This is a genomic window from Sebaldella sp. S0638, assembly GCF_024158605.1.
Classification (GTDB): Bacteria; Fusobacteriota; Fusobacteriia; order Fusobacteriales; family Leptotrichiaceae; genus Sebaldella.
In genome coordinates this window covers 47,522-72,524 of record NZ_JAMZGM010000010.1, presented here as the reverse complement: position 1 = coordinate 72,524, position 25,003 = coordinate 47,522, and the positions used below count along the sequence as shown (strand labels likewise).

Here is a 25,003-nt window from a genome sequence, read left to right as displayed (position 1 = left end):
CATTTCAAAACACCTCTTTCTTTTTTTATTATATCATTGTTTAGATTTTGGTGTTCCTACTTTACTATAGCACTACAGATCCTGTGGATGAAATAAAATTAGATGAGTATTATTCATATTTTGCAAGTTCTGGTGTAACTGAAAAAGAAGCAATAGATAAGTTATATCATTCATTGAAAATAAATAAAAATATGATGTTGATGATGGGAAATAGGAAAGATAAAGTAAAATTAATGTTTTAAAAACTTAATTATTATCTAAATTATATGGCGGTGTTTAGAGTGAAATTATTGAAAAAATTACATGCACAATATACAGTATATGTAAATGGTCTTAAAATAAAAAGTAAAGCTGCAATTAGACATAAAGTTAGAGTTTTAAAATTATATAAAAATACAAATTACGAGTATGAAGCTATTTTTAATATAGGTTATATAAATGACGGACAAAATGTAGAGATAATTCGAGGTTATGGGATGTCAGAAGAAGAGGCAATTAATAATTTAGAGGTTAATATTTTGAAGAAAAAAGAAAATTTCTTATTGAAAGATATTGTAGAAGTTTTTTATTAAAATAATAATAAGTTTAAAATTATAGGGGTAGGTGTATTTTTTTGAAATTTATTACCAAATATTTTTTTATTAATAAATTCAATGCTTATATCATTTATATAATATGCTATTTTGGGTCTTGTTCATATTATAGGCAAAATCCCAGTTAAGGTTATAAATAATTGAACAAACCTCAAAAATAAAGATTTTTAGTAAAATGAACAAATCCGGAGTTTAAAATGGTAACTCCGGAAAATTACTTACTAATAATCAAAGAATTGAAATTACGCAAATATCAAAAAATATAAATGAATATAAGATTGTAAAATATTATACTTTTTCCTCTTATGATATAGACATCGTAATAAAATGGAGACAAGAATTTTATTAAGCATATTTACCTATTTAGAATGGGAACAAATTAATTTTCTTGGTGATTACAACTTTGAAATGGCAAAATGACTTAAAAATAGATGGAAATAAGACTATTAAATATTTGAATTATGAAAGGGTTTAGTGAGAATGAAAAATTAGTATTTTATTAATTTTGTCCTTATATAACAAAAAATCCGGCTCTTAATCTCTCCGGATTTTTATAATTTCCACACAATTGAATATTTCTTACTTAAATACCGTCAGATATTATTACACAAATCTATAAATTTATGAAATCCCCTGTTTCCTCCAGCTGTATCTTTGAATACTCCGCAGTCTTCCAATACCAGTGAAAATGTTTCTCCTATGGCATCATTGATTATTTTATCAATATTCTCAGGATTTATATCCTGATTCATAATAAATTTTTTACACCATTCTGTGTGTTTCGCAGTTTCCGGATTATTGCTGATTAGTTCCAGTGCATTTTCACAGAAGAGGTCTTTTTTTATAATACTCATTTCTTCGCTTAGTCTGCCTGGAAGAACTGCAAGTCCCATTACTTCAATAAGTCCTATATTTTCTTTTTTTATATTATGATACTCGCTGTGAGGATGAAATATCCCCAAAGGATGTTCTTTTGTTGTTCTGTTATTTCTAAGAACAAGATCCAGCTCAAGACTGTTGTTTTTATACCTTGCGATTGGTGTAATAGTATTGTGTCTTTCTGAATCTGTGTGAGAAAGTATATCATTGGCTTCATCAGAATAACTTCTCCATTTTTCAAGTATAATACCAGCAAGATTCAACAGGTCATTTTTCTTCCCTCTCAGACGAATTACAGATAACGGCCATTTTACAATACCTGCTTCTACATCAGGAAAATTTTTAAAAGAGATTTTTTCTTTTAATTCTGCTTCGGCCATAGGAAAGATATAGTTCCCGCCCTGAAAATGATCATGTGAAAGAATAGAACCGCCCACAATGGGAAGGTCTGCATTAGAGCCTATGAAATAATGCGGAAATAATTCCGTGAATTCAAGAAGACGTTCAAAGCAATCCCTGTCTATTTTCATAGGACGATGTATTTCAGATAAAACAATACAATGTTCGTTATAGTAAATATAAGGGGAATACTGTAAAAACCATTTTTCATTTTTTAGCTCCAAAGGGATTATTCTGTGGTTTTGTCTTCCCGGATGATTGATTCTCCCTGCATATCCTTCATTTTCTTTGCATAAAAGACATTTTGGATAAGAGCCTGACGGAGTATTTTTAGCCAGGGCTATTTCCTTAGGATCTTTTTCGGGCTTTGAAAAATTAATGGTTATATCAAGTTTTCCGTATTTATTTTCGTATTTCCAGCGAATGTCTTTCTTTATACGATCTGTTCTTATATAGTTGCTCTGCTGTGACAAAGCATAAAAGTATTCAGTCGCTCTTGAACTGTTTTTTTTATAAAGTTCATAGAATTTATCGGTTATTACTGAAGAACGGGGAATTATTCTTCCCATTATTTTGGAATTCAGAAGATCCTGAAAAGTGACCCCCGTATTCTCCATTTTGTTATTTTGTATACACCAGTTTATTATGTTATCCAATATTTCAGAGGGATATTCCACTGATTCCAGTTCTTCTTTCAGTGTGTACAATTCAGTATCTGAAAGCTCTTGGAAGTCGTCTATTTTCAAGACTTCCAGAACTTCATTTCTTATGAGAATTCTGTCTTCCTCCTCAATAAGGGAATATTTTAGACCGTAATAAATCAGTTTTTCGATTTCATAAAAAATATTCATTTTTTTCTCCTAATATTTTACCTTTTATTTGATTTCTTATAGTGAAGATCAAATAATTCAGCTTTTTAAGCTTTAATATTTTCTGTTAAGCTCCCATTTCCATGCTGAGCTGATTATAGAATCCAGATTATACTCCGGCTTCCAACCGAGTTCTTTTGCAGCCTTTTCTGAATCTGCTACAAGAACTGCGGGATCTCCTGCTCTCGGCCCTTCAGTCTCTACTGTAAAATCAACACTAGTAATAGCTTTGGCCTTTTCTATTATTTCTTTTACGGTAAATCCTTCGCCGCTTCCCAGATTATAGTTCAAGCTTGTATTTTCATTTTTCATTTTTTCCATTCCGAGGATATGAGCTTTTGCAAGATCATAAACATGCACAAAATCTCTCACACATGTACCGTCTTTCGTATTATAGTCCGCCCCGAATATTTTTATACTGTTTCTTCTGCCGCTTGCCGCCTGTAGAATCAAAGGTATTAAATGTGATTCAGGATCATGGCTTTCCCCGATTAACCCGTTTTCATCGGAACCGCTCGCATTAAAATATCTGAGAACGGTACTTTTTAATCCGTAAGCATGATCATAGTCTTTTAGAATTTCCTCTACCATAAGCTTGCTTTTCCCATATGGATTTATAGGATTTTGAGGGTGAGTTTCGCTGATTTTCAGACTTTGAGGTTCACCGAAAGTAGCAGCAGTAGAGCTGAAAACAAAGTATTTTACATTGCACTCGATCATGGCATCCAAAAGTTCGAGAACCTTTGAAACATTATTATTGTAATATTTTGCAGGGGACACAACAGATTCTCCCACCTCAATAAATGCGGCAAAGTGCATTACAATCTCTATTTTTTCTTCGGCAAAAACCTGTTTCAGTTTTTCTTTATCCCCTAAGTCTCCGCTGATTAATTTTACGCCGAGTATTTCACCGACCTCTTTATGTCCTTTTGACAGGTTATCATAAATTACAGGATTATAACCGTCCTTTTTCAAAAGATTTACTGTATGTGAACCGATATATCCGGCTCCTCCTATTACTAAAATATTCATTTTTAAAAATCCTCCCGAAAAGTTTTGTACTGTAAATATCTGTACTTTTTGCAGACAAAAAATCTATACTGAAAATCACCAGGTAAGCTGCCATACTTCAGGCGAAAAGATTTTAGCCGACCTGAATACTGAATTTGAAAACAGTTTTACTCTTATATGTGTCGCCTTTTTTCAACACAGGTACTTCAAAGCCGCTGAAATTTACTGCGTTGGGAACATGCTGTGTTTCAAGGCAGGCTCCGAGAAATCTCCGTGAGCTGATACCATCGGTAAGTTCCATACTTTCTCCCATTTTAGTGGAGTTGTAAAATATTACAGCTGGTGCATCAGTGTTTACAGTCATTTTTCTACCACTTATTTTATCATATAATTCTATATTTTGGGAGTTATCTAATATAAAAGCGTGGTCATAGGCTCCTGAGGCATTTTGAATCTGTTTGTCCTGAGGATCTATATTTTGACCGATATTTTTCATTATATTAAAATCAAAAGCAGTGCCTTTTACAGAATTTACTACATCTGTAATCATTCCGCTTTCATCGATTTCTACAAAAGATGATGCAGGAATTTTCAAATCATGTTCAAGTGAAGTTCTTTTGTAATTTCCGCTGAGGTTGAAATATGAATGCTGTGTAAGATCAAGCAGTGTGTCTTTATCAGAAACTGCTTTATATTCCACCACGAGTTCATCTTCGTTCTCAATGCGGTATTCCACTTCGGCTTCCACAGTACCGAGATATCCTTCTTCTCCGTCCCGGCTTGTATAAGAAAGAAGGATACTGTTTTCGGTATAGCTGAGAACTTCCCAGAAAACTTTGTTAAAACCTTTGTTTCCCCCATGGAGATTATTGCTGCCGTCATTTTTAGCCAGAGTGTATTTTTCATTATTAAGTACAAACTCCCCGTTCTGTATTCTTCCAGATGTACGTCCGATTAAAGAACCGAGATAGTCGGGGTTTTTATAGTATTCTTCTACATTTTCATATCCCAGAACTACATTTTCAAAAATCCCGTTTTTATCCGGAGTTTCGATTTTTCTGATTATTCCTCCGAAATTTAATATTTCTATTCTTAATTTCGGACTTTTCAGTTCAAAAATTCTTAATTCCATAATCTCTCCTGTTCTGATATCCGGCAGAGCCGAATTTTGTATTTTCAAAGTATGATATATGATTTAGAGTATTTCGTGTGCGCCGTCACCTGAATGTGCAATATAAAAATCTGCTGTCAGACCGATTTTTTCCTGATATTCTTTTCCTACATTTTTGATAAAATCATCAATATTTTCATCTTTTACAATGCTTACAGTACATCCGCCGAATCCTGCACCTGTCATTCTCGAACCGATAACACCTTTCTGTTTTAGTGCTACCTGCACAAGCGTATCCAGTTCCACACCTGCCACATCATAGTCATCACGCAGTGAATTATGTGAGGCAATCATTAATTTCCCGAATTTTTCAAGATCATTTGCAGTGAGGCATTCTACGGCTTCAAGCGTTCTGAGATTTTCATAAACAGCATGCCTGGCTCTTTTCATATTAGTTTCATCAGTAATAAGATGTTTGTATTTTTCAAATTCTTTCTCTGTAAGTTCGCCGAGACTTTTTATGCTTAGTACTTTCTGGATATCTGCCAGCGCAGCTTCACACTGGCTTCTTCTCTCGTTATACTTGGAATCGGCAAGTGTTCTCTTTTTATTTGTATTAGATATGATAATGCTGTAACCATCCAGTATCAGCGGTACATATCTGTATTTTAACGTATTGCAGTCCAGCAGAAGAGCGGTATCTTTTTTTCCCATACCTATGATAAACTGATCCATTATCCCTGAATTTACACCGATAAATTCATTTTCTACCTTTTGTGAAAGCTTTACCAGTTCAATCATATCAAGGTCAATGCCGTATGTATTTTTGGCAATTATGCATGAAACCAGCTCTATTGAAGCAGAAGAAGAAAGTCCGGCTCCGTTTGGAATATTTCCGAAAAATAGAATTTCCAGTCCTGAATCAAATTTTGCACCTTTTTGCTCTAAATGATGAAAAACACCTTTTGGATAATTTGCCCAGTTATCTTTGGAATCAAATTTCATATTATCCAGATCGATTTCAATAATTCCCGTATCTTCAAAATTCAGGGAAAAAAGCCTTAATTTACGTTCGGGAATACTTCTGGTAAGAGCATAAGTCCCCTGTGTAATAGCGCACGGGAAAACATGTCCGCCGTTATAATCGGTATGTTCCCCAATTAAATTTACCCTTCCCGGGGCAAAAAAGATTTTTTCATTTTTGTTATTGAAAATATCTTTAAATTTCGCCTGTAATTCATCTAAATTCATATTTTCACCTACTTTATATTTGATATATTAATAAAATTTATTTTGTATTCATCTGTATGAAAAGAATTTTGGGTATATAACAGTCCTCTGTTTGTTCTAATTATAATTCATAAAATTGATTTTTCAAAAAAAAAGAACTCGGTTTTGAAGTTCTTTTTTAACTTTTAACAAAAACGGCTTTTTATTTATTTTGACTTGCCAGTTTATGAGAAAACTTATTTAACTATATAAAATTAAATATTTATAAGCATACTATATTAGATACATTCACAGCTTTGTATTATCAAAGTCTAAAAGCACAGGAAACAGAAGAAAAACTGAATATGCCGGAGTAAGCTGTTTCTTATTTTATTGTTTTCCTATTTTATAAGTTTTCTTCCTTTGAATAAATTAGTGGTAACAAGGGAGAAAGCACCGTATATTCCTATGGAATCATATAGTTTAGCTGGAACTGTATGAAGATCTTTTTCCAGGCCGTCGAGGATATTCTTCTTTATTCCTTTGTTCAGATTATTGAAAAATAAAAGGTCTGTATTTACAATTCTTCCTGCTACTATAACGAGTTTTATATTAAGTATATTCAGCAGATTTCCCACAGCTTTTCCTATTTCGTAAGAAGAATTTTTTACTACGCTCAAATAAGGTTCTTTTTTCTCAGCAGCCATTTTATATATATCTTCTATTTTTAACGAAATATCCACTTTTTCCTGTGTTTTTTCCAGTTCTGTGAGAACCTTGTTTTTTATGGATTCATCAGAACTTTCTGCTTCCAGGCAACCGTATTTTCCACAGCTGCATCTTCGGGAAGAATTCTCCACGGCAGTAATATGACCGATTTCTCCCGCGCTGAAGTCGGCTCCTTCGTAGGTTTTACCATTTAGAAAGATAGCGCCGCCTATTCCATTGCTTATATGTATCACCAGAAAATTATCAATATTCTGTGCCCGTCCGAATTCATGTTCGGCTATAGCCATGGCTCTTACATCATTATCAATAATCACGGGCAGAGAATATTTTTTTTCTATTAACTCCTGAATATTCAGATTTTTCCATCCAAAGTGCGGAGAAAATATAGAGACACCCTTTTCTCTGTTAACAGTGCCGTGAAGGGCGAGACCTATACCCAGAATGTCATCTTTATTGTATTCTTCAAGAACACTGTCTATCTCCTCAAATAGTATACGCAGAATTTTTTCCTGACTGCGGATATAAAAATTTCTTCTTTTCATATAAAGAAGTTCGCCGTCAAGGTAACTAAGTGCTGTTTCTATAAATTCAGGACCGAAGTTTATCCCGAGAATCATTTTATACTTATGATTTATTTTCAGGCTTTTTTCAGGTCTTCCTCCGGTAGATTTCAAGATATTGTTATTTTCAATGAGATTCAGCCCGTTAAGTTTTTTTATTATTTTGGTAACAGCAGCAGGTGTAAGATCGAGGCTTCCTGATAATTTTATTCTGGAAATTTTATTATTTATCCTTATTTCTTCAAGCGCTTTGTAGTCGGTAACATTCAGCTTCTTCAATATAATCACCCACAATGTCAGATTTTGTTCAAAAAAATTATACTCTTTATATGATTATAGCACATTTAAATTTTAAGAAAGAAAAATTTTGTAAAAAGATATATTTTAGATATACAAAGAATAATGTATTCTCTTTTATTCAAAATACTTATGGCGAAAAGTATTATAAATATATTATGTATATGAAATTTTATTATACTTTGATTATATAAATATCACTGTAATAGCAAAATTATTTAGTTTATCAATATATTATATTTTTAAGTTTATATATACAAAAAATATTTTTTTTTACTTATTTTATAGTATCTAAATAAAAAATATTGACATTTAGTTTGAATATCAATATAATTGATTTAAATAAAAAAATATAAAGAAAGTAAATAATTTGTTATTCAAAACAAAAAGGAAGTGGAAAATGAAGATATTGAATTATTTAATTGTCGGCGGTATTTTTATGTGGCCTATATTGCTGGCTCTGGTGTGCGGTATAGCTGTACTGCTGGAAAAAACATGGTATTTTCTGAAAAATGAAAAGGACATGACTGATAAGTTTAAAAAAAATCTCATAAAGCTTATCCAGAACGGAAATAAAAGAGAGATCATAAGTTTCTGCGATACAAAGAAAAATTCCGTTGCCAAAACAATAAAAAATACTCTGGAAACATTTGAAGAGGACGAAGGGGTGGATTTTGACCCGCGTTATCTGGAAGAAATAGCCAAAGAAACTACTCTGGAACAGATTACAAGACTGGAAAAGGGGATGTGGCTTTTAAATATAGTTGCGACTGTATCGCCTCAGCTGGGACTGCTTGGAACAGTAACAGGGATGATCATGGCGTTCAAGGGGATGTCAGGAGCAGGAGGAGCAGATTCTGCAGTAATAGCAGCAGGTATATCAGAAGCTCTTTATACTACGGCTTTTGGTCTGATAGTAGGAATTCCGGCACTTATTGCATATAACTTCTTTGACAGAAGAATAGACAGTGTACTGATGGAAGTAGAAAGAATGACGGTGTATCTTACGAACAGCATGCAGAATAAAAACAACGGAATAAAAAATTCTTTTAGGGTTTTTAATCAAGGAGAAGTCTATGAGAAATATGAGACACAGAAGAAGAACTAGAGGACCGGAGATATCCATGCTGAATTTGATAGATATTATTTTCACAATGCTTATATTCTTCATGGTAGCTACTACATTTAATACTTACAGTCATCTGGGAATCAATGTACCTGAATCAGAGATGAAAAAAACAGACACAAAAGAGCAGAAAGTAGAAATTTTACTGAATAAAAATAAAGAATATTTTTTGAAAGTCGACAATGTCATGAAAAAAATAGATGTAAACAATCTTGAATCTGAAGTGTCGTTTTTGAAAAACATAAAAGAAAAAAATATAACCCTTACAGCAGATAAAGAACTGGAATACGGAATGGTAATAGAACTTATGGGAAAATTGAAAAATGCGGGGATAAAGGATATTAATCTTAATATACAATCTACAGGTGTATAATAAAAATTTATATAGGAGGAAAAATGTTTAAGAAAATTGCAATTTTAAGTTTATTGGCTATTGCTTTACTTGCAAATGCTAACGAAGATGTTGTCGTTACAGGTGAAATCAGGCTGGACGAAAATATAACAACAACTACAGGTTTTGAAAGTACAGTAAAGGAACAGGTAAAAAATGTTACTGTAATTTCAAAAGATGATATAGAGAAGAAAGGGTATAAGAACCTTCAGGAAGTTCTTAGCGACGCACCGGGTGTTACATTCGTAGATGCCGGCGGGGGAGCAAGTATAGACATAAGAGGTCAGGGAGATAAAGCCGTATCAAAAGTAAAGGTACTTGTGGACGGGGTAATGATGAATCTTCTTGATACTTCTCACGGAGTTACTCCTATTAATACAATAGCAGTATCTAACATTGAAAGAATAGAAATAATTCCCGGAGGAGGAGCTGTACTTTACGGAAACGGAACTGTAGGGGGAGTAGTAAATATCATTACTAAAAAACCTACTGAAACAGGCGGGAAAATAGGTGCGGAATATGGTTCTCACTATGATAAGAATGCTAATGCTTATCTGGGATTCAAAGTAAATGACCAGTTATACCTGAACTTTGACTACAGCGGAAGAGATTCACACGGATACAGAGACAAGGAAGAATTCAGAAATGACTACTGGGCAGCAGGAATCAGATATGACATTACTGACAGACAGACATTAACATTCAAAGGAAGCAGATTTACAGAAGACGGAACATCAGTAGGGTCTCTTACGCAGGCTCAGATGGATCAGGACAGACAGCAGTCAGGTTCATCACTTACAGATTATGATGAAACAAGAACAGAATTCGTACTTGATTATGGAATAAATGTACTTGATAATCTTAGAATCGATGCTACTGCATACTGGCAGGAAGATGAAACTAAGACAAAACAGAATGCTAAAATGGGATCAATATCTTATACTTCAAACGGATTATTTGATGACGAGAAATTCGGTATAAACCTAAAAGGTAAATATAATTACTCAAGAGGGGAATTAATCGTAGGATATAACTACTTAGACAATGATATGAAAAGACAAAGCCACTCGATACTTGCATCAGGTGCAACAATGAGTAAAACAGACGTAGATCTTGGAAAAGTGACAAACAGTGTGTACATCTTAGAAAAGCATAATATTCTGGATAACTTACAGATCATCGCAGGATTCAGAGAAGAATGGGCTAAATACAGCATAGACAGATCAGACGGTACTTATTCGCTTAACAAAGATGATAATGACAGTAACAGTGCATGGGAATTAGCTTTGAATTATCTGTACAGAGGTACAGGAAACGTATATGCAAGATATGAGCATGGATTCCTGTCACCTACGCCGACACAGCTTACAAACAAAAATCCTTTAACAGGATATTACTTAAATGATCTGAAATCTGAAACTTATGATACATATGAAATAGGTATGAAAGATGTGGTATTTGGTTCATATGTTTCATTAACAGGATTCTATACAAAAACAAAAGATGAAATTTCGCAGGTATTCACAAGCGGACATGGTGTAGGATGGGAATTCTATAACCTTGACGAAACAGAAAGATACGGAATCGAAGCATTTGCAGAGCAGTACTTCGGGCCTGTTACGATAAATGAATCAATAGCTTATATAGATGCTGAAATAACTTCTGGAAGCAAAAAAGGACAAAATATTCCTTATGTTTCAGATATGAAAGCTACTATAGGAGTAAAATATGAAATTATCAAAAATCTAAATGCCGGATTAAACTTTAACTACTACGGAAAAGCAGAAGATGCTGCAGGAAAAAGAATAGATGCGTACAGCACTACAGATTTCGTAGTAAGTTATGACTTTGAAAACGGAATCGGAATTATAGCCGGAGTAAACAATCTTTTCAATGAAAAGTATAATACATACCAAAGTACTAGTACAAGCACAGGTGTAACTGAGTACAAACCGGCAGACGAGATCAATTATTATGTAGGAGTGAGATATGCATTCTAGTACTAGAAAGATTTATGTTATCTTGATAGTTCTGTTGTTTATGATTTCTATATTTTCTCTTTCCACAGGAAGTGTTCTGATTCCAAAAACAGGAATCGTGAAATACTTTCTGGGAATGGGGGGAGACTTAAGTGAATCAATGAAGACAATACTGGTAAATGTAAGGCTTCCAAGGATTTTGATGGCTGTACTTATAGGAATGCTGTTATCCAGTTCGGGAACAGTAGTACAGACAGTTTTTCAAAATCCTCTTGCGGATCCTTATATAATAGGTATAGCAGCTAGTGCCACTTTCGGGGCGGTACTAGCCTTTGTCTTTAATTTGCCTGATATTATGTATGGTGTTTTGGCTTTTGTAACATCTGTGGTAGTTTCTCTTATCATTTTCAAATTATCAAAATCCGGAAATAAGTCTGATATTACGACACTTCTGATAATCGGAATTGCAATATCGTCTTTTCTGGGAGCCTTTACATCTTTTGCAATGTACCTTATAGGAGAGAATTCATTTAAGATAGTAACATGGATGATGGGATATCTGGGATCGGCTTCATGGTCGAAAATAGTAATTCTGCTGTTTCCTCTGATGGTATCCGTATTTTATTTCTTTGCCAAAAGACATGAGCTGGATCTGCTTCTCAGCGGAGATGAAGAAGCGCATGCCTTGGGAGTAAATGTGGAAAAACTGAAAAAAAGAATGCTGATAGTTTCTTCGTTAATTGTGGGATTTTCTGTAGCATTTACAGGAATGATAGGTTTCGTGGGGTTAATAGTTCCGCATACGATGAGACTTTTAACTAAGAGCAGCAGCAATACAAAGCTGATACCCCTTGCTTCCCTGGGAGGCGGAGTTTTTCTGCTTTTTTGTGATACTATTGGAAGAACCATAATTGCACCTGTGGAAGTACCAATCGGAGTCGTTACGTCGTTTTTCGGCGCACCGTTCTTTTTATATCTTGCTATGAGAAGTAAAAAGGGAGGATAAAAAGTGAAACACAATATAAGAGTGGATAAGCTGTCATTCAGCTATAATAATAACAGCATTCTGAATGACATAAACATTGATATAAAAAAAGGAGAGTTTACCGGAATTCTCGGCCCTAACGGCTGCGGAAAGTCGACGCTTCTTAAGAATATACTGAGATATTTACAGCCGGAAAACGGCATTATAGAAATTAAAGATAAAAATATAAAAGAATACAAGCAGAAAGAACTGGCAAAAACACTGGGGTTTGTACCGCAGAAATCGTCTCTTTCCATGCCGCTTACAGTGGAAGATGTTATTTATATGGGCAGAGTAGCACATATGAAAAACAGCTGGGCAGGCTTTGAGGAAAAGGATAATAAAATAGTAAACGACGTAATAAGAATACTTAAACTGGAAAAATTCAGAAACAGGTCTGCATTTTCATTGTCAGGAGGAGAATTCCAAAGAGTTCTTCTGGCAAGAGCATTGGTTCAGGAGCCGGAAATTCTGCTTCTGGATGAGCCTACATCAGCTCTTGACATTAATTATGCCCTTGAGATAATGAGACTTACCTCCCATTTTGTAAAAGAGGGAAAGCTCACTGGTGTAATGGTACTTCATGATCTTAATCTTGCGGCAATGTACTGTGATAATATTATATTTTTAAAAGACGGCAAAGTAAGATATACAGGAACTCCAACAGAACTTTTTACATCAGAGGTATTGGAGGAAATATACGGTTTCAAATGTGAAATAGTAAATAACGGGGATTATCCTTATGTATTACCGCATAAGTTATAAATCGGTGTTATATCTGATAATGATATAGCATCGGAATAGAAAAAGGAGGAAGAGATGTACAAAAAGAGAGTAATAATGTTTCTTATTGTAGTTTTGGGAACACTGGGACTAATTTCCTGCGGAAAAGAATCAGGAACAAAAGAAGAAGCTGCAAAAGAAACTACAGTATATAAAAAAATAGTTGTGCTGGATCCGGCAGTAGTAGAAATGCTGTACCTTTTAGGGGCAGAAGATAAGATAGTGGCAGTGGCACATTCACAGACTACTGGAATATGGCCTGAGGATAAGACAAAGGATCTTCCTGATGTGGGAACTTTGGCAAAGCCGTCATTGGAGAAAATAATATCTTTCTCACCTGATTTAGTGGTGTTGAGTATACATTCCACAGGACTGGCTAAAGATCTAGAGCCGCACGGGATAAAAACCGCATCATTCCCGGCAAACAGCTTTGATGATATATTTAATAATTTTCTTGAAGTGGCAAAATTAATCGGCAAAGAAGAAGAAGCACAGAAAATAATTGCAGAAAAAAAGGGGAAACTAGAAGAAATAAAAAAATCAGAACCTCTTAATAAAAAAGGAGCTTTTATTTACTCGTCGTCGCCTATGATGGCTTTTGGTGATAAATCACTGCCCGGAGAAGTTTTGAAACTTTATGGTGTGGAAAATCTAACGGATAAAGTAAGCGGAGAAAGACCAATACTTACTCCGGAATATATTATAGATGAAAATCCTGATTTTCTTCTTATAGGACTGGGAGTGAACAGTGAAGATGAAATACTGGTTGCCAATCCTCAGTTAAAAGATATAAATGCAGTAAAGAATAAAAACATAATAAAAGTAAACTCACAGGCTCTGCTTAGAGGTTCGCCCAGAATAGTGGATGAAACTATGAACCTGTATGAAGAAATCAAAAATTTAAAGTAGAGGTATAAAATGAAATTTTATGTGATTTCAATTATATTAACTGTCATAGTATTGTTTATTCCCATAGCACAGAAAGCAGCAGCCGATTCAGGGGATAATATAATAGCCGTAAGCCTTGAAAGTGTGGAAACCATAGCAGAGGATGAAGGCAGTGGCAGTACAGAGTCCGCCGGGGGCGGTGGAGGCAGTGGAGGCAGCCCTCGGACAGAAGAGAAACAAGTGGTTCAACAACAGGAAAAAATTAAAGATAACAAACAGATAAAAGAGACTGTAAAAGAGGTTTCGACAAATAACCAAAAATCATCTGTTTCAGAATCAGTTTCCGATAAAAGCAGTAAAACTTCAGACTCTGTTTCAGCGTCAGGAAATACCGGCTCAGAAAAAGGCAGCGGCAGCGGAACAAGCACAGGTACAGGAACTGGCAGCGGCAGTGGAACCGGCGGGGGAACAGGTACTGGAAAAGGAACAGGGACAGGCAGCGGGACTGGAGCAAGTACAGGCACAGGAACTGGTTCGAATTCAGGTAAAACATATGGTTGTGTCAAAGGGAAAGGCTACAAAATGGTATCGAATCCCAAAATCAAATTAACCAGAGCCCAGACATTGACCATACCATCTGGAACAAGAGTTTCTGTGAGTGCATCTTTTACTGCAAACGGTAATTTGAATATTTCAGGAGTCAGCGGTGGAAATGCCGAAGCACAGAAACTGGCAAGAAATGCAGCAAGCGGAATAAGAGTAAATGTAATAGACAAAACAATTACAAAATGCAGTGTAACAATTACATATACTCTTGCCGAATAGAACAGGAGTGATAAAATGAAAAATTCAATAATAAATCATATGAATGAAGATCATATGGATGCTCTTATGGTTCTGGTAAGACACCATAACGGAAAAGAAAATGTAAATAATGCAAAAATGCTTGATGTAGATAATAAAGGAATGAAAATTCTGGTTAATGAAGCTGAGGAGGTTTTTGTACCTTTTACTAAAGATACAGAACTTGCCGAAGTGAGAATTGAATTAATAAGTATGTTAAAAACAGCCAGAGCGGCTTTGGGGGAAGAAAAAAAAACAGTAAATGAGGCAGTAAAATTTATTTCTGAGTTTGGTTCTGTAGTATTAGGGACTGTAAATGCGGAAAATAATCCGAATGTAACATATGCTCCTTACTTAAGACATGAAGATAAGAATTATATTTATATCAGTAAAATAGGTGCACACTATGATAATTTGAGAAGTAACGGAAAACTTGAACTTTTATTTTTGGAAGATGAGGCAAAAGCCAAAGCCATTACTGCAAGACAACGTGTGAGATTCAATGCCCGTGCTGTTTTCCTTGAAAGAGATGAAAAATTCGGGGAAATAATGGATGCTTTTGAAGAAAAAGCAGGAAGTACAATGAAGGTAATGAGAGATATGACTGATTTTCATCTTGTGGAACTGGTACTTCTTGAAGGAAGCTTTGTAAAAGGATTCGGACAGGCATATACAATATCTGAAAACGGTGAAATGGAACAGCTTACTTCGGATAAACTTGGCAGAGGACATGAAAATATGAAATAAAGCAGATGAAGATAGAGAGAAAGGAAAAATATGTTTGAAAAGCGTTTTAAGTCACATCATGATGTAAAATCAATCATTGGGACGAAATTTAAGGCTTCAAAAAGAATGGTAGCTCCGGATGAGGTGAAAGTTCTTTTTGATTCAGAACCAAAAAATGAAACAGGAATTTTGTATATTCACACTCCTTTTTGTGATAAAATCTGTTCATTCTGTAATTTGAACAGAAAACAGCTGGATAATGACCTTGAGGAGTACACGGATTTTCTGATAAGCGAATTTGAAAAATATGGTGCGACTAATTATATGAAACATAAGAAACTGGAAGTAGTATATTTTGGCGGGGGAACACCCACTATTTTCAAAGCAGGACAGCTTGAAAGAATACTCGAATCAATAAATAAAAATTTTACTTTGAAAGATAACTGTGAATTTACTTTTGAAACAACAATTCACAATCTTACTGACGAGAAACTGGAAGTAATGGAGAGACTCGGGGTAAACAGATTAAGTATTGGTATTCAGACTTTTTCCGACAGGGGAAGAAAAATATTAAACAGAACTTATGATAAAGAAACAGTGGTAAACAGACTGAAAGAAATAAAAACAAAATTTAAAGGACTTGTCTGTGTGGATATTATTTATAATTATCCTGACCAGACTCCGGAAGAAGTAAAAGAAGATGCAGAAATTGTACATAGTCTGGATATAGACAGCTCAAGTTTTTATTCGCTGATGATTCATGACGGTTCTCAAATGTCGAAGGATATTAAAGATGATGTGTTTCATCTGGATTATAAACTTGAAACAGATAGAAAACTGCATAATACATTTATGAACACGCTTCTGGATACAGGAAACTATGAAATACTGGAGATTACCAAAATAAATAGAAAAGGCAGAGATAAATATAAGTATATTACTCTGTCTAATAAAGGAACAGACATTCTTCCTATAGGACTTGGGGCCGGAGGAAAACTGGGGAATTATGATATGTTCAGAATGAATTATGAAAGACAGTTCTTTTCATACAGCAGTGACGAAGAACAGAAAATAAAAGATTTAAGCGGGTTATTTCAGTATCCGAAGGTATATTTTGATGACATAAAGAAATTCGTATCTAATGGTACATTTGATAAAATTCATAAATTGCTTGAAGATTTGAAAAATAAGGAATTAATGACTGTAAACAAAGATTATATAGAATTAAAAGGTGACGGGTTATTTTGGGGTAATACGATCGGGCGTGAAGTAATTTCAATTAGTTTGGAGGATGAATAGAATGAAAACACTTGTAACATATTCAACATTAACGGGGAACACTAAAAAAGTAGCAGAAGCTGTATTTGAAGCTGTAAGCGGTGAAAAAGAAATAATGGACATAAAAAATGTAAACGGGGCAGAAGGATATGACAGAATATTCGTAGGATACTGGGTAGATAAAGGAGAGGCAAATGAAGAAGCAAAAAAATTCATGGAATCTCTGAAAGATAAAAAAGTAGGAACATTTGGAACTTTAGGAGCTTATCCTGATTCTGAACATGCACAAAAATGTGTGGAAAAAATAAGCGATGCATTAAGAGTAAATAATAATACAGTAATTGCGGAATTTATATGTCAAGGTGCAATAGACCCTAGAATTATAGAAACAATGAGAAAAATGGGATCAAACGGTCCTCATGCTCCGACGCCTGAAAGAGAAGCAAGATGGGCAGAGGCAGCAAAACATCCAAATGAGGCAGATTTTGCCGCAGCAAAAGAAATTTTCGGAAAACTGGACTGATATCCATAATAAACACTAGAAGTATTCATACTTTCTTAGAAGAATATATAAAAAGAACTGTCCGAGCTGTCGGGGTACAATTTTACACCGAGAGCCGAGACAGTTTTTTTATGGTTAAAATCTGTTTCGGTTTATTTCTTTTCCTGAAACAAACACTTTTTTGATATCTTCTTTTGTACCAAAATAAATATATTTTTCAAGTCTGTCCTGAAGGTTTTTTCTGCTGTTTCCGTTTAATTCAGTATCATTAACAATCAAAGCGTCGAATTCATAGTCTTTTTCAAAGCTTCCCACTTTTCCGAAAAATTCTCCTCCACCCTTTGTAGCCAGAAAAAAGGCTTCTGATATACTCAGGGAATGAAAAGACCTGTCGACGTAGACATTGTACATTTTTGAAGCGTGTATAGCAGCAACAATTGTTTCCGGCATAGACACAGTATGACCTCCGGCTATATCTGTTCCTATTCCTACTTTTACACTGCTGTCCAGAAACTTTCTAACAGGAGCTATTCCGCTGGAAAGATTAAAATTTGAAGTAGGGCAGTGAGCCACAAAGACTCCTTTTTCCTGCATTAATTTTATTTCATCACTGGTATTATGTATGCAGTGAGCCATTATCGTAGGTCTGTCTCCAAACATTTTATAATGATCATAAACTTTTGCGTAACTTCCTATCTCTTTGTGTAACTCCTTTACCCATTCAATTTCTGACAGATTTTCCGACAAATGTGACTGAACCGGAATGTTGTATTTTTCAGAGAGTTTTGATAAACCTTCCATTAATTCCGGAGTACACGTGGGAACAAATCTTGGTGTAATTATTGGTTTGACAAGACTGTCAGGGCTATTGTATTTTTTTATAAAATATTCCGTCTCTTCAAGAGATTTTTCGTAATTTTCGGTAAGGAATTCCGGAGAATTTCTGTCCATGTTTACCTTGCCCACATATGCTCCGAGACCTGATTCAAGGAATAAATCTGCCAGTATTTCTGTGGATTCCAGATGAAGCGAAGAAAAAACTACGCTTCTTGTTGTCCCGTGTGTATATAATGCTTTTATGAACTTTGAATAGATAATTTTTGCATATTCAGTATCACTGAATTTGGCTTCTTCAGGAAATGTATAGTTTTCAAGCCACGGAAGAAGCTCATTATCATAGCCCAGTCCCAGATTTTCAAACTGCGGTGCATGAAGATGGATGTCTACAAATCCGGGAATAATAAGATTTCCTGAAAAATCTAAAATTTCGCAGTCAGAATATTCAGAAGGAAGTTCACAAACAGTTTTCTTAATTTTATTATTTTCTGTTATAATGTATCCGTTTTCCAATGTTGTAAATTTATCAGGGGACGCACAAAATATGATGTCGCCTTTGTATATTTTTATTTCTTTTATCATAAAAAACCTCCATAGTAAGTTTATGATTTTTTTAGTTACAAATTTTTAAAGTAAATATATAAAGAATCTGAAAAATCAGAGTTACTACCAAACACCTAATTATATAACAAATTTAGAAAAAGTCAACATTTACAGCTAATTAGACTTATGTATATTATGAAAGACAGAAAAATATCTGGGAGTAGCTATATAATTTTAAGATATTTCGGGTTTTATAGTGTTTTTATATATTTCAATATAAAACTTTTATTTTATTTAAGAGAATCGAAAAGCTGTATCAAAAATGATACAGCCCTGAAATTATTCTATTTTTCTTCCAAAAATTCTTTTTCAAACTGATCTTCATCAAGAACAACAACACCAAGGTCATTTGCCTTTTTCAGCTTGCTTCCGGCTTTTTCCCCGGCGATAAGGTAATTCAGATTTTTTGAGACACCTGAAAGATATTTTCCGCCTTTTGCTTCAATCATATCTTTTATTTCATCACGCGTGTACTTTTCCAGTTTTCCTGTGGCAAGGAATGTTTTTCCTTTTATCGGATTATCTTCAATAAATACTTCTTCTTCCTCAAAGTCCAATCCTGTGCTTTTCAGCTTATTTATGAGATTCCAGTTATTTTCGTCGTTTAAAAATGTATTCACTGATTGTGCGACCTTTTCTCCGATCCCCTTGACTTCCAAAAGGTCTTCCGTATCTTTGGATTTCAGGTTATCAATATTCAAAAATTCTTTAGCAAGAAGATTAGCAGTAAATTTCCCCACAAAAGGTATACCAAGCGAATATAATACCTTGCTGTATTCTCTTTTTTTACTTTCTTCAATACTGTTCAGAAGATTCTCGACACTTTTTTTACCCATTTTCTCAAGAGTTTCCAGTTCTTCACGGTATTCATGAAGGCTGTAGATGTCTACAATATCCTTTATTTTTCCCAGTTCAATAAACTTTTCTATTATTTTTTCACCAAGTCCTGTGATATTCATAGCATCTCTTGATACAAAATACTCTATTTTTCTTTTTATAATTTCCGGGCATGCAGGATTTATACATTTGATAGCAACCTGATCTTCCACTTTTACGAGCTTATGCCCGCAGCTCGGGCAGTTTTCAGGCATTTCAATTTCCTTTTCACTGCCTGTTCTCTCGCTGATAACAGGCTCTATGACCTGCGGTATGATCTCGGCAGCTTTTTCTATATATACAAAATCGCCGATTTTTATATCTTTTCTTTTTATCTCGTCAAAATTATGAAGGCTGGCTCGTCTGACAACAGAACCTGATAACTCCACAGGCTCCAGCTCGGCAACAGGTGTAATAACCCCTGTTCTTCCTACCTGAAAAGTAATGTCAAGAAGCTTTGTCTTTGCTTTTTCCGCAGGAAATTTATACGCAATGGCCCATCTTGGGCTTTTTGTGGTAGCACCGAGTTTTTCATAATAGGCAAATTCATCAAGCTTGATAACAAGTCCGTCTGTTTCAAAATCAAGTTTTTCTCTTTCAATATGCCATTTTTCAATTGCTTTTTCAAGCAGCGAAAAATCTTTATATATTTCAAAAACTTTTGTAGTTTTAAATCCAAGTTTTTCAAGATATTTTACACTGTCAGAATGTTTCTGCAAATTATAATTCTGTGCATTCACAAGGAAATACAGATAACAGTCAAGACCTCTGTCTTTTACAATACTGCTCTCCAGCTGTCTGATAGTTCCGGAAGCTGCGTTACGCGGATTGGCAAATACATCTTCACCGGCTTCTTCACGCATTTTATTTACTTTATTAAAGTTTGATATAGGAAGTACAATTTCTCCTCTTACTTCAAGGGTAACCGGCTCTTTTAGCTTTTTTGGGATAGAATCAATCTGCATAATATTTTCGGTAACATCCTCGCCGATTTCTCCGTCACCTCTGGTAATTCCTCTTGTTAATTCACCGTTTTCATACTGAATACTTATACTAAGTCCGTCAAGCTTTAATTCCAGTACATATTCGATTTCCTCATCTTCGCCGATAACTTTCTTGATTCTTTTATCAAAATCTTCTATTTCACCTATATTATAAGTATTAGACAAGCTGAGCATAGGGACTTTGTGTACTACTTTAGAAAATTTTCCACTTGCTCTTCCACCCACTTTTTCTGTTACAGAAACATTATCTTTGAATTCGGGATGTTCTTTCTCCATGTTTTCCATCTCTTTTAGAAGCATGTCGTATTCATAATCAGTAACAAGTGATTCACTTTTTTCATAGTAATATTCATTATATTTTTGGATAAGACCTTTTAGTTCTTCATACCGCTTTTTTACGCCAGTTTGATCCATTATACTCTCCTTTTGTAATTTTACGTTTTACTATATTCTACTATATTTTTTCTTTAAAGGAAAATATTTTATTTATATATTACAGTTTGACTGTATAGTATAATTATAGTAAATGAAAAATGTGTAAAATTAAGCAGATAACGCAGATAAAAAAATGGAAAAATCAGCAAATTACCATGATAACTAAAGAATATGGTAAAATAAAGTGTACTATTAATAAAAAAGTACAATAGACTAAATAACAGATCACTAAAGGAGGATTATGGACAAGAAAATAAATAAGAAAAAATTATTTTTTTTCATAGCATTAATTGCACTTGGTATTTTTACAAGGATAAGTATATTGTGGATTATAGCAGTCGTATTTTTATTAGGTAATTTAAAAGCCAAAAGCAAGAACCCGGAAAAAAATAATACAGGAAGAAAGAACTACTATAAACAGCCGTCTGTACCAATGAAAACAACAAAAAATAAAACATATTCCTCTTCCTCGGGTTTTACAAAAAGTGAAGAGCAGAAGCAAAGGGAGAAATGGGCTAAACGCCGGGATAAAGATCCATGGGAATGGGATGAATGATACTAAATAAGGAAATATAAGTATAAAAAAATTCAAAATGCAGAGCAGAGTAGAAAAATTAGTAAAAAAATAGTTTGAAAAACATAAAATTTTGTTGGAAATATTGACTTAATATTATTTTAGTATTATAATTAATATTATTTAGAAAGGTAAGTTATTAGATTGAGAATAGTAGTACAGAAAGTAAAAAAAGCAGAAGTCGTAATAGATGAAAAGTCTTACAGCAGTATTGGACATGGCATCGCAGCATTTGTAGGGATTAGCAGGACAGATACAATAACAGATATTAAGTATAGTCTGGAAAAATTAATTAATTTAAGAATTTTTGAAGACTCGGAAGGGAAGATGAATTTATCTCTTCTTGATGTAAAAGGAGAACTCTTAGTAGTAAGTAATTTTACTGTTTATGGTGATACCAGAAAAGGAAGGCGGCCAAGTTATATAGAATCAGCATCTCCAGAAGAGGCTGAGAAGCTGTATAGTTTATTTTTGGAAGAATTATCAAAATATAATATACCGTATGAAACCGGGAAATTCAGGGAGCACATGAATGTTATCCTTGAAAATGATGGTCCGGTGACATTAATAATAAATAGTAAGGAATAGTTTCAAAGGAGGAAAGCATGAGAAAGTTTTTTATTTTTTCTGCGATTTTATTTATTTTTTGTTTTTTTATAGGGACTTCAGCAAAGACAACCCCTTCCAGTTCTAAGAAGAGTACAACATCCGGAGATCCGGGAATATATGATTCAGGATATGTACATGATGAAAAAGTGATTACAAAAAAAGTCACACAATTAAAGGATGACCAGCAGGTAATATTAATGTCGGGAACATTTGACCAGCTTAATGATATCATAGTGGAAAATGAATTATTAAAGTCGTTTGAGAACTGGAGAGGAACAAGATATTCGTGGGGCGGAGACTCTAAAAACGGTATAGATTGTTCGGCTCTGACAAGAAGAGTTTACAGAGAGGTATTTGAGTTTGAACTGCCAAGAGTATCAGTGGATCAGGCGCAAAAAGGAGTCCATATTTCCAGGGCAGATTTGAGACCGGGAGATATCCTGTTTTTCAGACCGGAAAACAGAGTTAATCATACAGCAGTTTATGTGGGGAATTCCCTGTTTATAAATGCTTCATCATCACAAGGTGTTGTATTATCAAGCCTTGAAAACAATTATTGGGGGAAATACTTTAAGTATGGTGTAAGAATTGCTGAGAAATAATTTTTAAGATAAATGAAAAGAGCTGTCTTGTGGATTCACAGGCAGTTTTTTTATTAAGATAAAAATTTTAAAATAATACACAATATGTTAAAATGTATTATTAGAATTTATAAGGAGGGTATGATGACTAACGGTGAAAAGACCGCGTTATTGTTCGGCTGTATGTTTTTTGTTTTTTCAGCTCTTGGAACTTCTACAGCCGGAATAATAGGAAATAGTGGTAGTAAGGCAAGAACAAAACTCGCAAATTCTGAAAAATGGAAATACCGGACAGAGGAAAATCAGAAGCAGTATGATAATACAATACAGGTGAGGGTACTTGGAGAAAAGGAAAAAATCGGGGAAAAAATAAAAGAATATGAAGAGACTCATCTTTCTAACTGGGAAAAATTAGTAGAATCAGTAAATTCCAATAATATTATTGAAGCTCATAAATATGCAGAGACAGCCGAAAAACAAACAGAAGAAATTTTGGCAGATGTTTCTGCTATGAATTGGGGAAATACAGGGGATAAGAAATTTGATGAAGAATGTAAAGCTTTAAAAGATAAAATGACAGAAGCCTATACTGCTAAGTATGAGTTTGCAAAAAAATTAATAGTTTTTCTGGATGATAAAAGTTCGCGTCCTAAGCTAGATGATGCTAATGAAAGCTTGGAGAATTTGAATAAGATATGGGGAGAATATATATCTGAACTTTCAGAATTTATTAAAAAGTAAAAATCAAATAATAAATAAAAAAGAGATACATTGCAGATTTGTCATGTATCTCTTGTTATATTCAAACTTTGATCAAACGTTCACTCAGCGCTGTAGGCTCTCATTAATTCCTCAGTTCTGTCCTCTTCAGGATTAAAAGAAACTGTAGTACATGAAGTCACAAATAAAATTCCTGTTATAAAAGCAATTAACAGCATTGTCTTTTTCATATTTTTTCCTCCTGTATTATATAAATTTATCTTATTACATATGATTATACAGAACGAATGTGTTAAAACAGTGGCAAAGTTTTTTTTACTTAAAAATAAAAAAATTCAATAACATGAAAAAGCTTAATTTCAGTTAATATCCCATAGCTTTCATAACAATTGCGGATTTTTCAGCAGAAGTAAGCATTTCAAGAAGTTTAAATGCTACTGCAGGAGCTGTTTGCGGACAGTAAGAAGTAATAATATTATTATCAGTAACAACAGGTTCATTTATCACATTTACTCCAAATTCCCCAAGTTGTTTCTGACGGATACTGTCTTTCAGATGATAAGTGGTAGCTGTTCTTCCTGTGAGGATACCGCTTTTTCCCAGTGGAAGGGCTCCTACACATATACTGGCAATGATTTTTTTTCTGGAATCAAACTCTTTTATTAAATTAAGGAATTCCTGATTATAAGCTTCCTCATAAAATCCAAATTCCTCAAATCCGCCCGGAATGGCTAATGCCGCATAATCATCAACATTAATATCATTAATTAATTTATCTACAATAACAGGTATGTTAAATGTACTTGTAACTTTTTTCTGAAAACCGCATGTTACTATTTTTGTATTATAGTTATAGTCGTTATCAGCCCAGCCCATAATGTCTATAAATACACTCGCCTCCATTGTTTCAAATCCTTTGGCAAGAAAAAGCAAAATCTTCATGAAGTACCTCCATCTTTTATTTTAATTTTCTTTTGTAACAATGTGTTCTATATTATCAGGGATTTTTGTCAGTTTTTCCTCAAAAAAAGCAGGGAATACTTTCATATTTTTCAAATTATCTATTGGTATCCAGTGCATGAATTCCTTTCCTTCAAGGCAGTAGCTGTTACTGTTCAGTTTTTGCGTACCTCTTGGCTTCATCAGGAAATAAAAAGCTGTTTCATGACATTGAAGCCCGTCAAAAATACCATCATTTGTAAAAAAGTTTTCATGGATAAATATCAGTCTGTCAATTTCATAATTTACGCCTGTTTCTTCAAAAACTTCTCTTATAACAGCTTCTTCGGCTGTTTCGCCTAAATGTACCCCTCCGCCTACTGAGTAATAATAATCGGCTTTTTCATTTCCTGCCAGTAAAACGCAGTTATTTTCAATGATAACAGCTGCGGCACGATAGCGGAACCAGTTTTTATCTCTTGTAAAACAACAGTCAAGATCTGTATCATTTTCCATATGAAACCTCCGTAATTCTATAAAATTTTTCTGATAATAAAATTATTATTTATGAGTCTGATATATTAATTTATCATATTTTCAGGCTAAAAGTAAGTCTTGAAAAATAAAA

At 34.0% G+C, this 25,003-nt stretch carries 26 protein-coding genes; 16 read left to right on the top strand and 10 right to left on the bottom strand.

Going from position 1 to position 25,003, the window contains the following annotated elements; genetic code table 11:
- Positions 1 to 83: 83 nt before the first annotated feature.
- Positions 84 to 242, top strand: coding sequence for a hypothetical protein (locus tag NK213_RS04890; protein ID WP_253347299.1), 159 nt, complete (start codon positions 84 to 86; stop codon positions 240 to 242).
- 39 nt (positions 243 to 281) lie between these two features.
- Positions 282 to 572, top strand: a complete 291-nt coding sequence (locus NK213_RS04885) for a hypothetical protein (protein WP_253347297.1) — start codon at positions 282 to 284, stop codon at positions 570 to 572.
- Between the two features lie 614 nt (positions 573 to 1,186).
- Here the strand turns inward: NK213_RS04885 and galT are convergent.
- From galT to NK213_RS04860, 5 genes are all read right to left on the bottom strand, one after another.
- On the bottom strand, positions 1,187 to 2,722 hold the full coding sequence (gene galT / locus NK213_RS04880; RefSeq protein WP_253347295.1) for a UDP-glucose--hexose-1-phosphate uridylyltransferase: 1,536 nt from the start codon (positions 2,720 to 2,722) through the stop codon (positions 1,187 to 1,189).
- A 72-nt stretch (positions 2,723 to 2,794) separates the two neighbouring features.
- Positions 2,795 to 3,772 (bottom strand): UDP-glucose 4-epimerase GalE, encoded by a 978-nt coding sequence (galE, locus tag NK213_RS04875; RefSeq protein WP_253347293.1) that lies wholly within the window; start codon positions 3,770 to 3,772, stop codon positions 2,795 to 2,797.
- Positions 3,773 to 3,884: 112 nt separating this feature from the next.
- Positions 3,885 to 4,883, bottom strand: coding sequence for an aldose epimerase family protein (locus NK213_RS04870; protein WP_253347291.1), 999 nt, complete (start codon positions 4,881 to 4,883; stop codon positions 3,885 to 3,887).
- 63 nt (positions 4,884 to 4,946) lie between these two features.
- Positions 4,947 to 6,113 carry a galactokinase gene (locus tag NK213_RS04865; protein ID WP_253347289.1) on the bottom strand — a complete coding sequence of 389 codons (1,167 nt, stop codon included), beginning with the start codon at positions 6,111 to 6,113 and terminating at the stop codon, positions 4,947 to 4,949.
- A 359-nt stretch (positions 6,114 to 6,472) separates the two neighbouring features.
- Positions 6,473 to 7,648, bottom strand: coding sequence for an ROK family protein (locus tag NK213_RS04860; protein WP_253347287.1), 1,176 nt, complete (start codon positions 7,646 to 7,648; stop codon positions 6,473 to 6,475).
- Positions 7,649 to 8,057: 409 nt separating this feature from the next.
- Between NK213_RS04860 and NK213_RS04855 the strand changes: the two genes are divergently transcribed.
- Genes NK213_RS04855 through NK213_RS04810 form a run of 10 tightly spaced genes read left to right on the top strand, consistent with a single transcriptional unit; the run spans position 8,058 to position 17,218 of the window.
- Positions 8,058 to 8,765, top strand: a complete 708-nt coding sequence (locus NK213_RS04855; protein WP_253347282.1) for a MotA/TolQ/ExbB proton channel family protein — start codon at positions 8,058 to 8,060, stop codon at positions 8,763 to 8,765.
- Positions 8,734 to 9,156, top strand: coding sequence for a biopolymer transporter ExbD (locus NK213_RS04850; RefSeq protein ID WP_253347281.1), 423 nt, complete (start codon positions 8,734 to 8,736; stop codon positions 9,154 to 9,156). The genes NK213_RS04855 and NK213_RS04850 overlap by 32 nt, the downstream gene beginning before the upstream one ends.
- A 23-nt stretch (positions 9,157 to 9,179) precedes the next feature.
- The gene (locus NK213_RS04845; RefSeq protein WP_253347280.1) at positions 9,180 to 11,174 is read left to right on the top strand and encodes a TonB-dependent receptor; all 1,995 of its coding nucleotides are present in this window, start codon (positions 9,180 to 9,182) and stop codon (positions 11,172 to 11,174) included.
- Positions 11,164 to 12,159 carry an iron ABC transporter permease gene (locus NK213_RS04840; protein ID WP_253347279.1) on the top strand — a complete coding sequence of 332 codons (996 nt, stop codon included), beginning with the start codon at positions 11,164 to 11,166 and terminating at the stop codon, positions 12,157 to 12,159. Before NK213_RS04845 ends, NK213_RS04840 begins: the two co-directional genes overlap by 11 nt.
- A gap of 3 nt (positions 12,160 to 12,162) precedes the next feature.
- On the top strand, positions 12,163 to 12,942 hold the full coding sequence (locus NK213_RS04835; RefSeq protein WP_253347278.1) for an ATP-binding cassette domain-containing protein: 780 nt from the start codon (positions 12,163 to 12,165) through the stop codon (positions 12,940 to 12,942).
- Between the two features lie 54 nt (positions 12,943 to 12,996).
- Positions 12,997 to 13,869: an ABC transporter substrate-binding protein gene (locus NK213_RS04830; RefSeq protein WP_253347276.1), complete on the top strand. Its 873-nt coding sequence runs from the start codon at positions 12,997 to 12,999 to the stop codon at positions 13,867 to 13,869.
- A gap of 9 nt (positions 13,870 to 13,878) precedes the next feature.
- A complete protein-coding gene (locus tag NK213_RS04825; RefSeq protein ID WP_253347274.1) occupies positions 13,879 to 14,673 on the top strand; it encodes a hypothetical protein in 795 nt (264 codons plus the stop codon).
- A 15-nt stretch (positions 14,674 to 14,688) separates the two neighbouring features.
- Entirely contained in the window at positions 14,689 to 15,438 is a 750-nt protein-coding gene (locus tag NK213_RS04820; protein WP_253347272.1) for a HugZ family heme oxygenase, read from the top strand.
- Positions 15,439 to 15,468: 30 nt separating this feature from the next.
- Entirely contained in the window at positions 15,469 to 16,716 is a 1,248-nt protein-coding gene (locus tag NK213_RS04815) for a coproporphyrinogen-III oxidase family protein (protein ID WP_253347270.1), read from the top strand.
- Between the two features lies 1 nt (position 16,717).
- Entirely contained in the window at positions 16,718 to 17,218 is a 501-nt protein-coding gene (locus tag NK213_RS04810; RefSeq protein WP_253347268.1) for a flavodoxin family protein, read from the top strand.
- Positions 17,219 to 17,332: 114 nt separating this feature from the next.
- Here the strand turns inward: NK213_RS04810 and guaD are convergent, their stop codons facing one another.
- Positions 17,333 to 18,616 (bottom strand): guanine deaminase, encoded by a 1,284-nt coding sequence (guaD, locus tag NK213_RS04805; RefSeq protein WP_253347266.1) that lies wholly within the window; start codon positions 18,614 to 18,616, stop codon positions 17,333 to 17,335.
- Between the two features lie 305 nt (positions 18,617 to 18,921).
- The gene (gene ligA / locus NK213_RS04800; RefSeq protein WP_253347264.1) at positions 18,922 to 20,931 is read right to left on the bottom strand and encodes an NAD-dependent DNA ligase LigA; all 2,010 of its coding nucleotides are present in this window, start codon (positions 20,929 to 20,931) and stop codon (positions 18,922 to 18,924) included.
- Between the two features lie 262 nt (positions 20,932 to 21,193).
- Between ligA and NK213_RS04795 the strand changes: the two genes are divergently transcribed.
- From NK213_RS04795 to NK213_RS04780, 4 genes are all read left to right on the top strand, one after another.
- Positions 21,194 to 21,508, top strand: coding sequence for a hypothetical protein (locus NK213_RS04795; protein ID WP_253347262.1), 315 nt, complete (start codon positions 21,194 to 21,196; stop codon positions 21,506 to 21,508).
- Between the two features lie 162 nt (positions 21,509 to 21,670).
- A complete protein-coding gene (dtd, locus tag NK213_RS04790) occupies positions 21,671 to 22,114 on the top strand; it encodes a D-aminoacyl-tRNA deacylase (RefSeq protein ID WP_253347261.1) in 444 nt (147 codons plus the stop codon).
- A 17-nt stretch (positions 22,115 to 22,131) separates the two neighbouring features.
- Complete coding sequence (locus tag NK213_RS04785) at positions 22,132 to 22,737, top strand: C40 family peptidase (RefSeq protein WP_253347255.1); 606 nt, start codon at positions 22,132 to 22,134, stop codon at positions 22,735 to 22,737.
- 123 nt (positions 22,738 to 22,860) lie between these two features.
- The gene (locus NK213_RS04780; RefSeq protein ID WP_253347253.1) at positions 22,861 to 23,457 is read left to right on the top strand and encodes a hypothetical protein; all 597 of its coding nucleotides are present in this window, start codon (positions 22,861 to 22,863) and stop codon (positions 23,455 to 23,457) included.
- Positions 23,458 to 23,537: 80 nt separating this feature from the next.
- Here NK213_RS04780 and NK213_RS20400 read toward each other — a convergent pair whose 3' ends face one another.
- The 3 genes from NK213_RS20400 to NK213_RS04770 all read right to left on the bottom strand — a co-directional run bounded on the left by NK213_RS20400 (position 23,538) and on the right by NK213_RS04770 (position 24,891).
- Entirely contained in the window at positions 23,538 to 23,666 is a 129-nt protein-coding gene (locus NK213_RS20400) for a hypothetical protein (RefSeq protein WP_256478653.1), read from the bottom strand.
- A 133-nt stretch (positions 23,667 to 23,799) separates the two neighbouring features.
- Positions 23,800 to 24,378 (bottom strand): DJ-1/PfpI family protein, encoded by a 579-nt coding sequence (locus tag NK213_RS04775; RefSeq protein ID WP_253347251.1) that lies wholly within the window; start codon positions 24,376 to 24,378, stop codon positions 23,800 to 23,802.
- Between the two features lie 21 nt (positions 24,379 to 24,399).
- Complete coding sequence (locus NK213_RS04770) at positions 24,400 to 24,891, bottom strand: NUDIX hydrolase (protein ID WP_253347249.1); 492 nt, start codon at positions 24,889 to 24,891, stop codon at positions 24,400 to 24,402.
- Between the last annotated feature and the right edge of the window lie 112 nt (positions 24,892 to 25,003).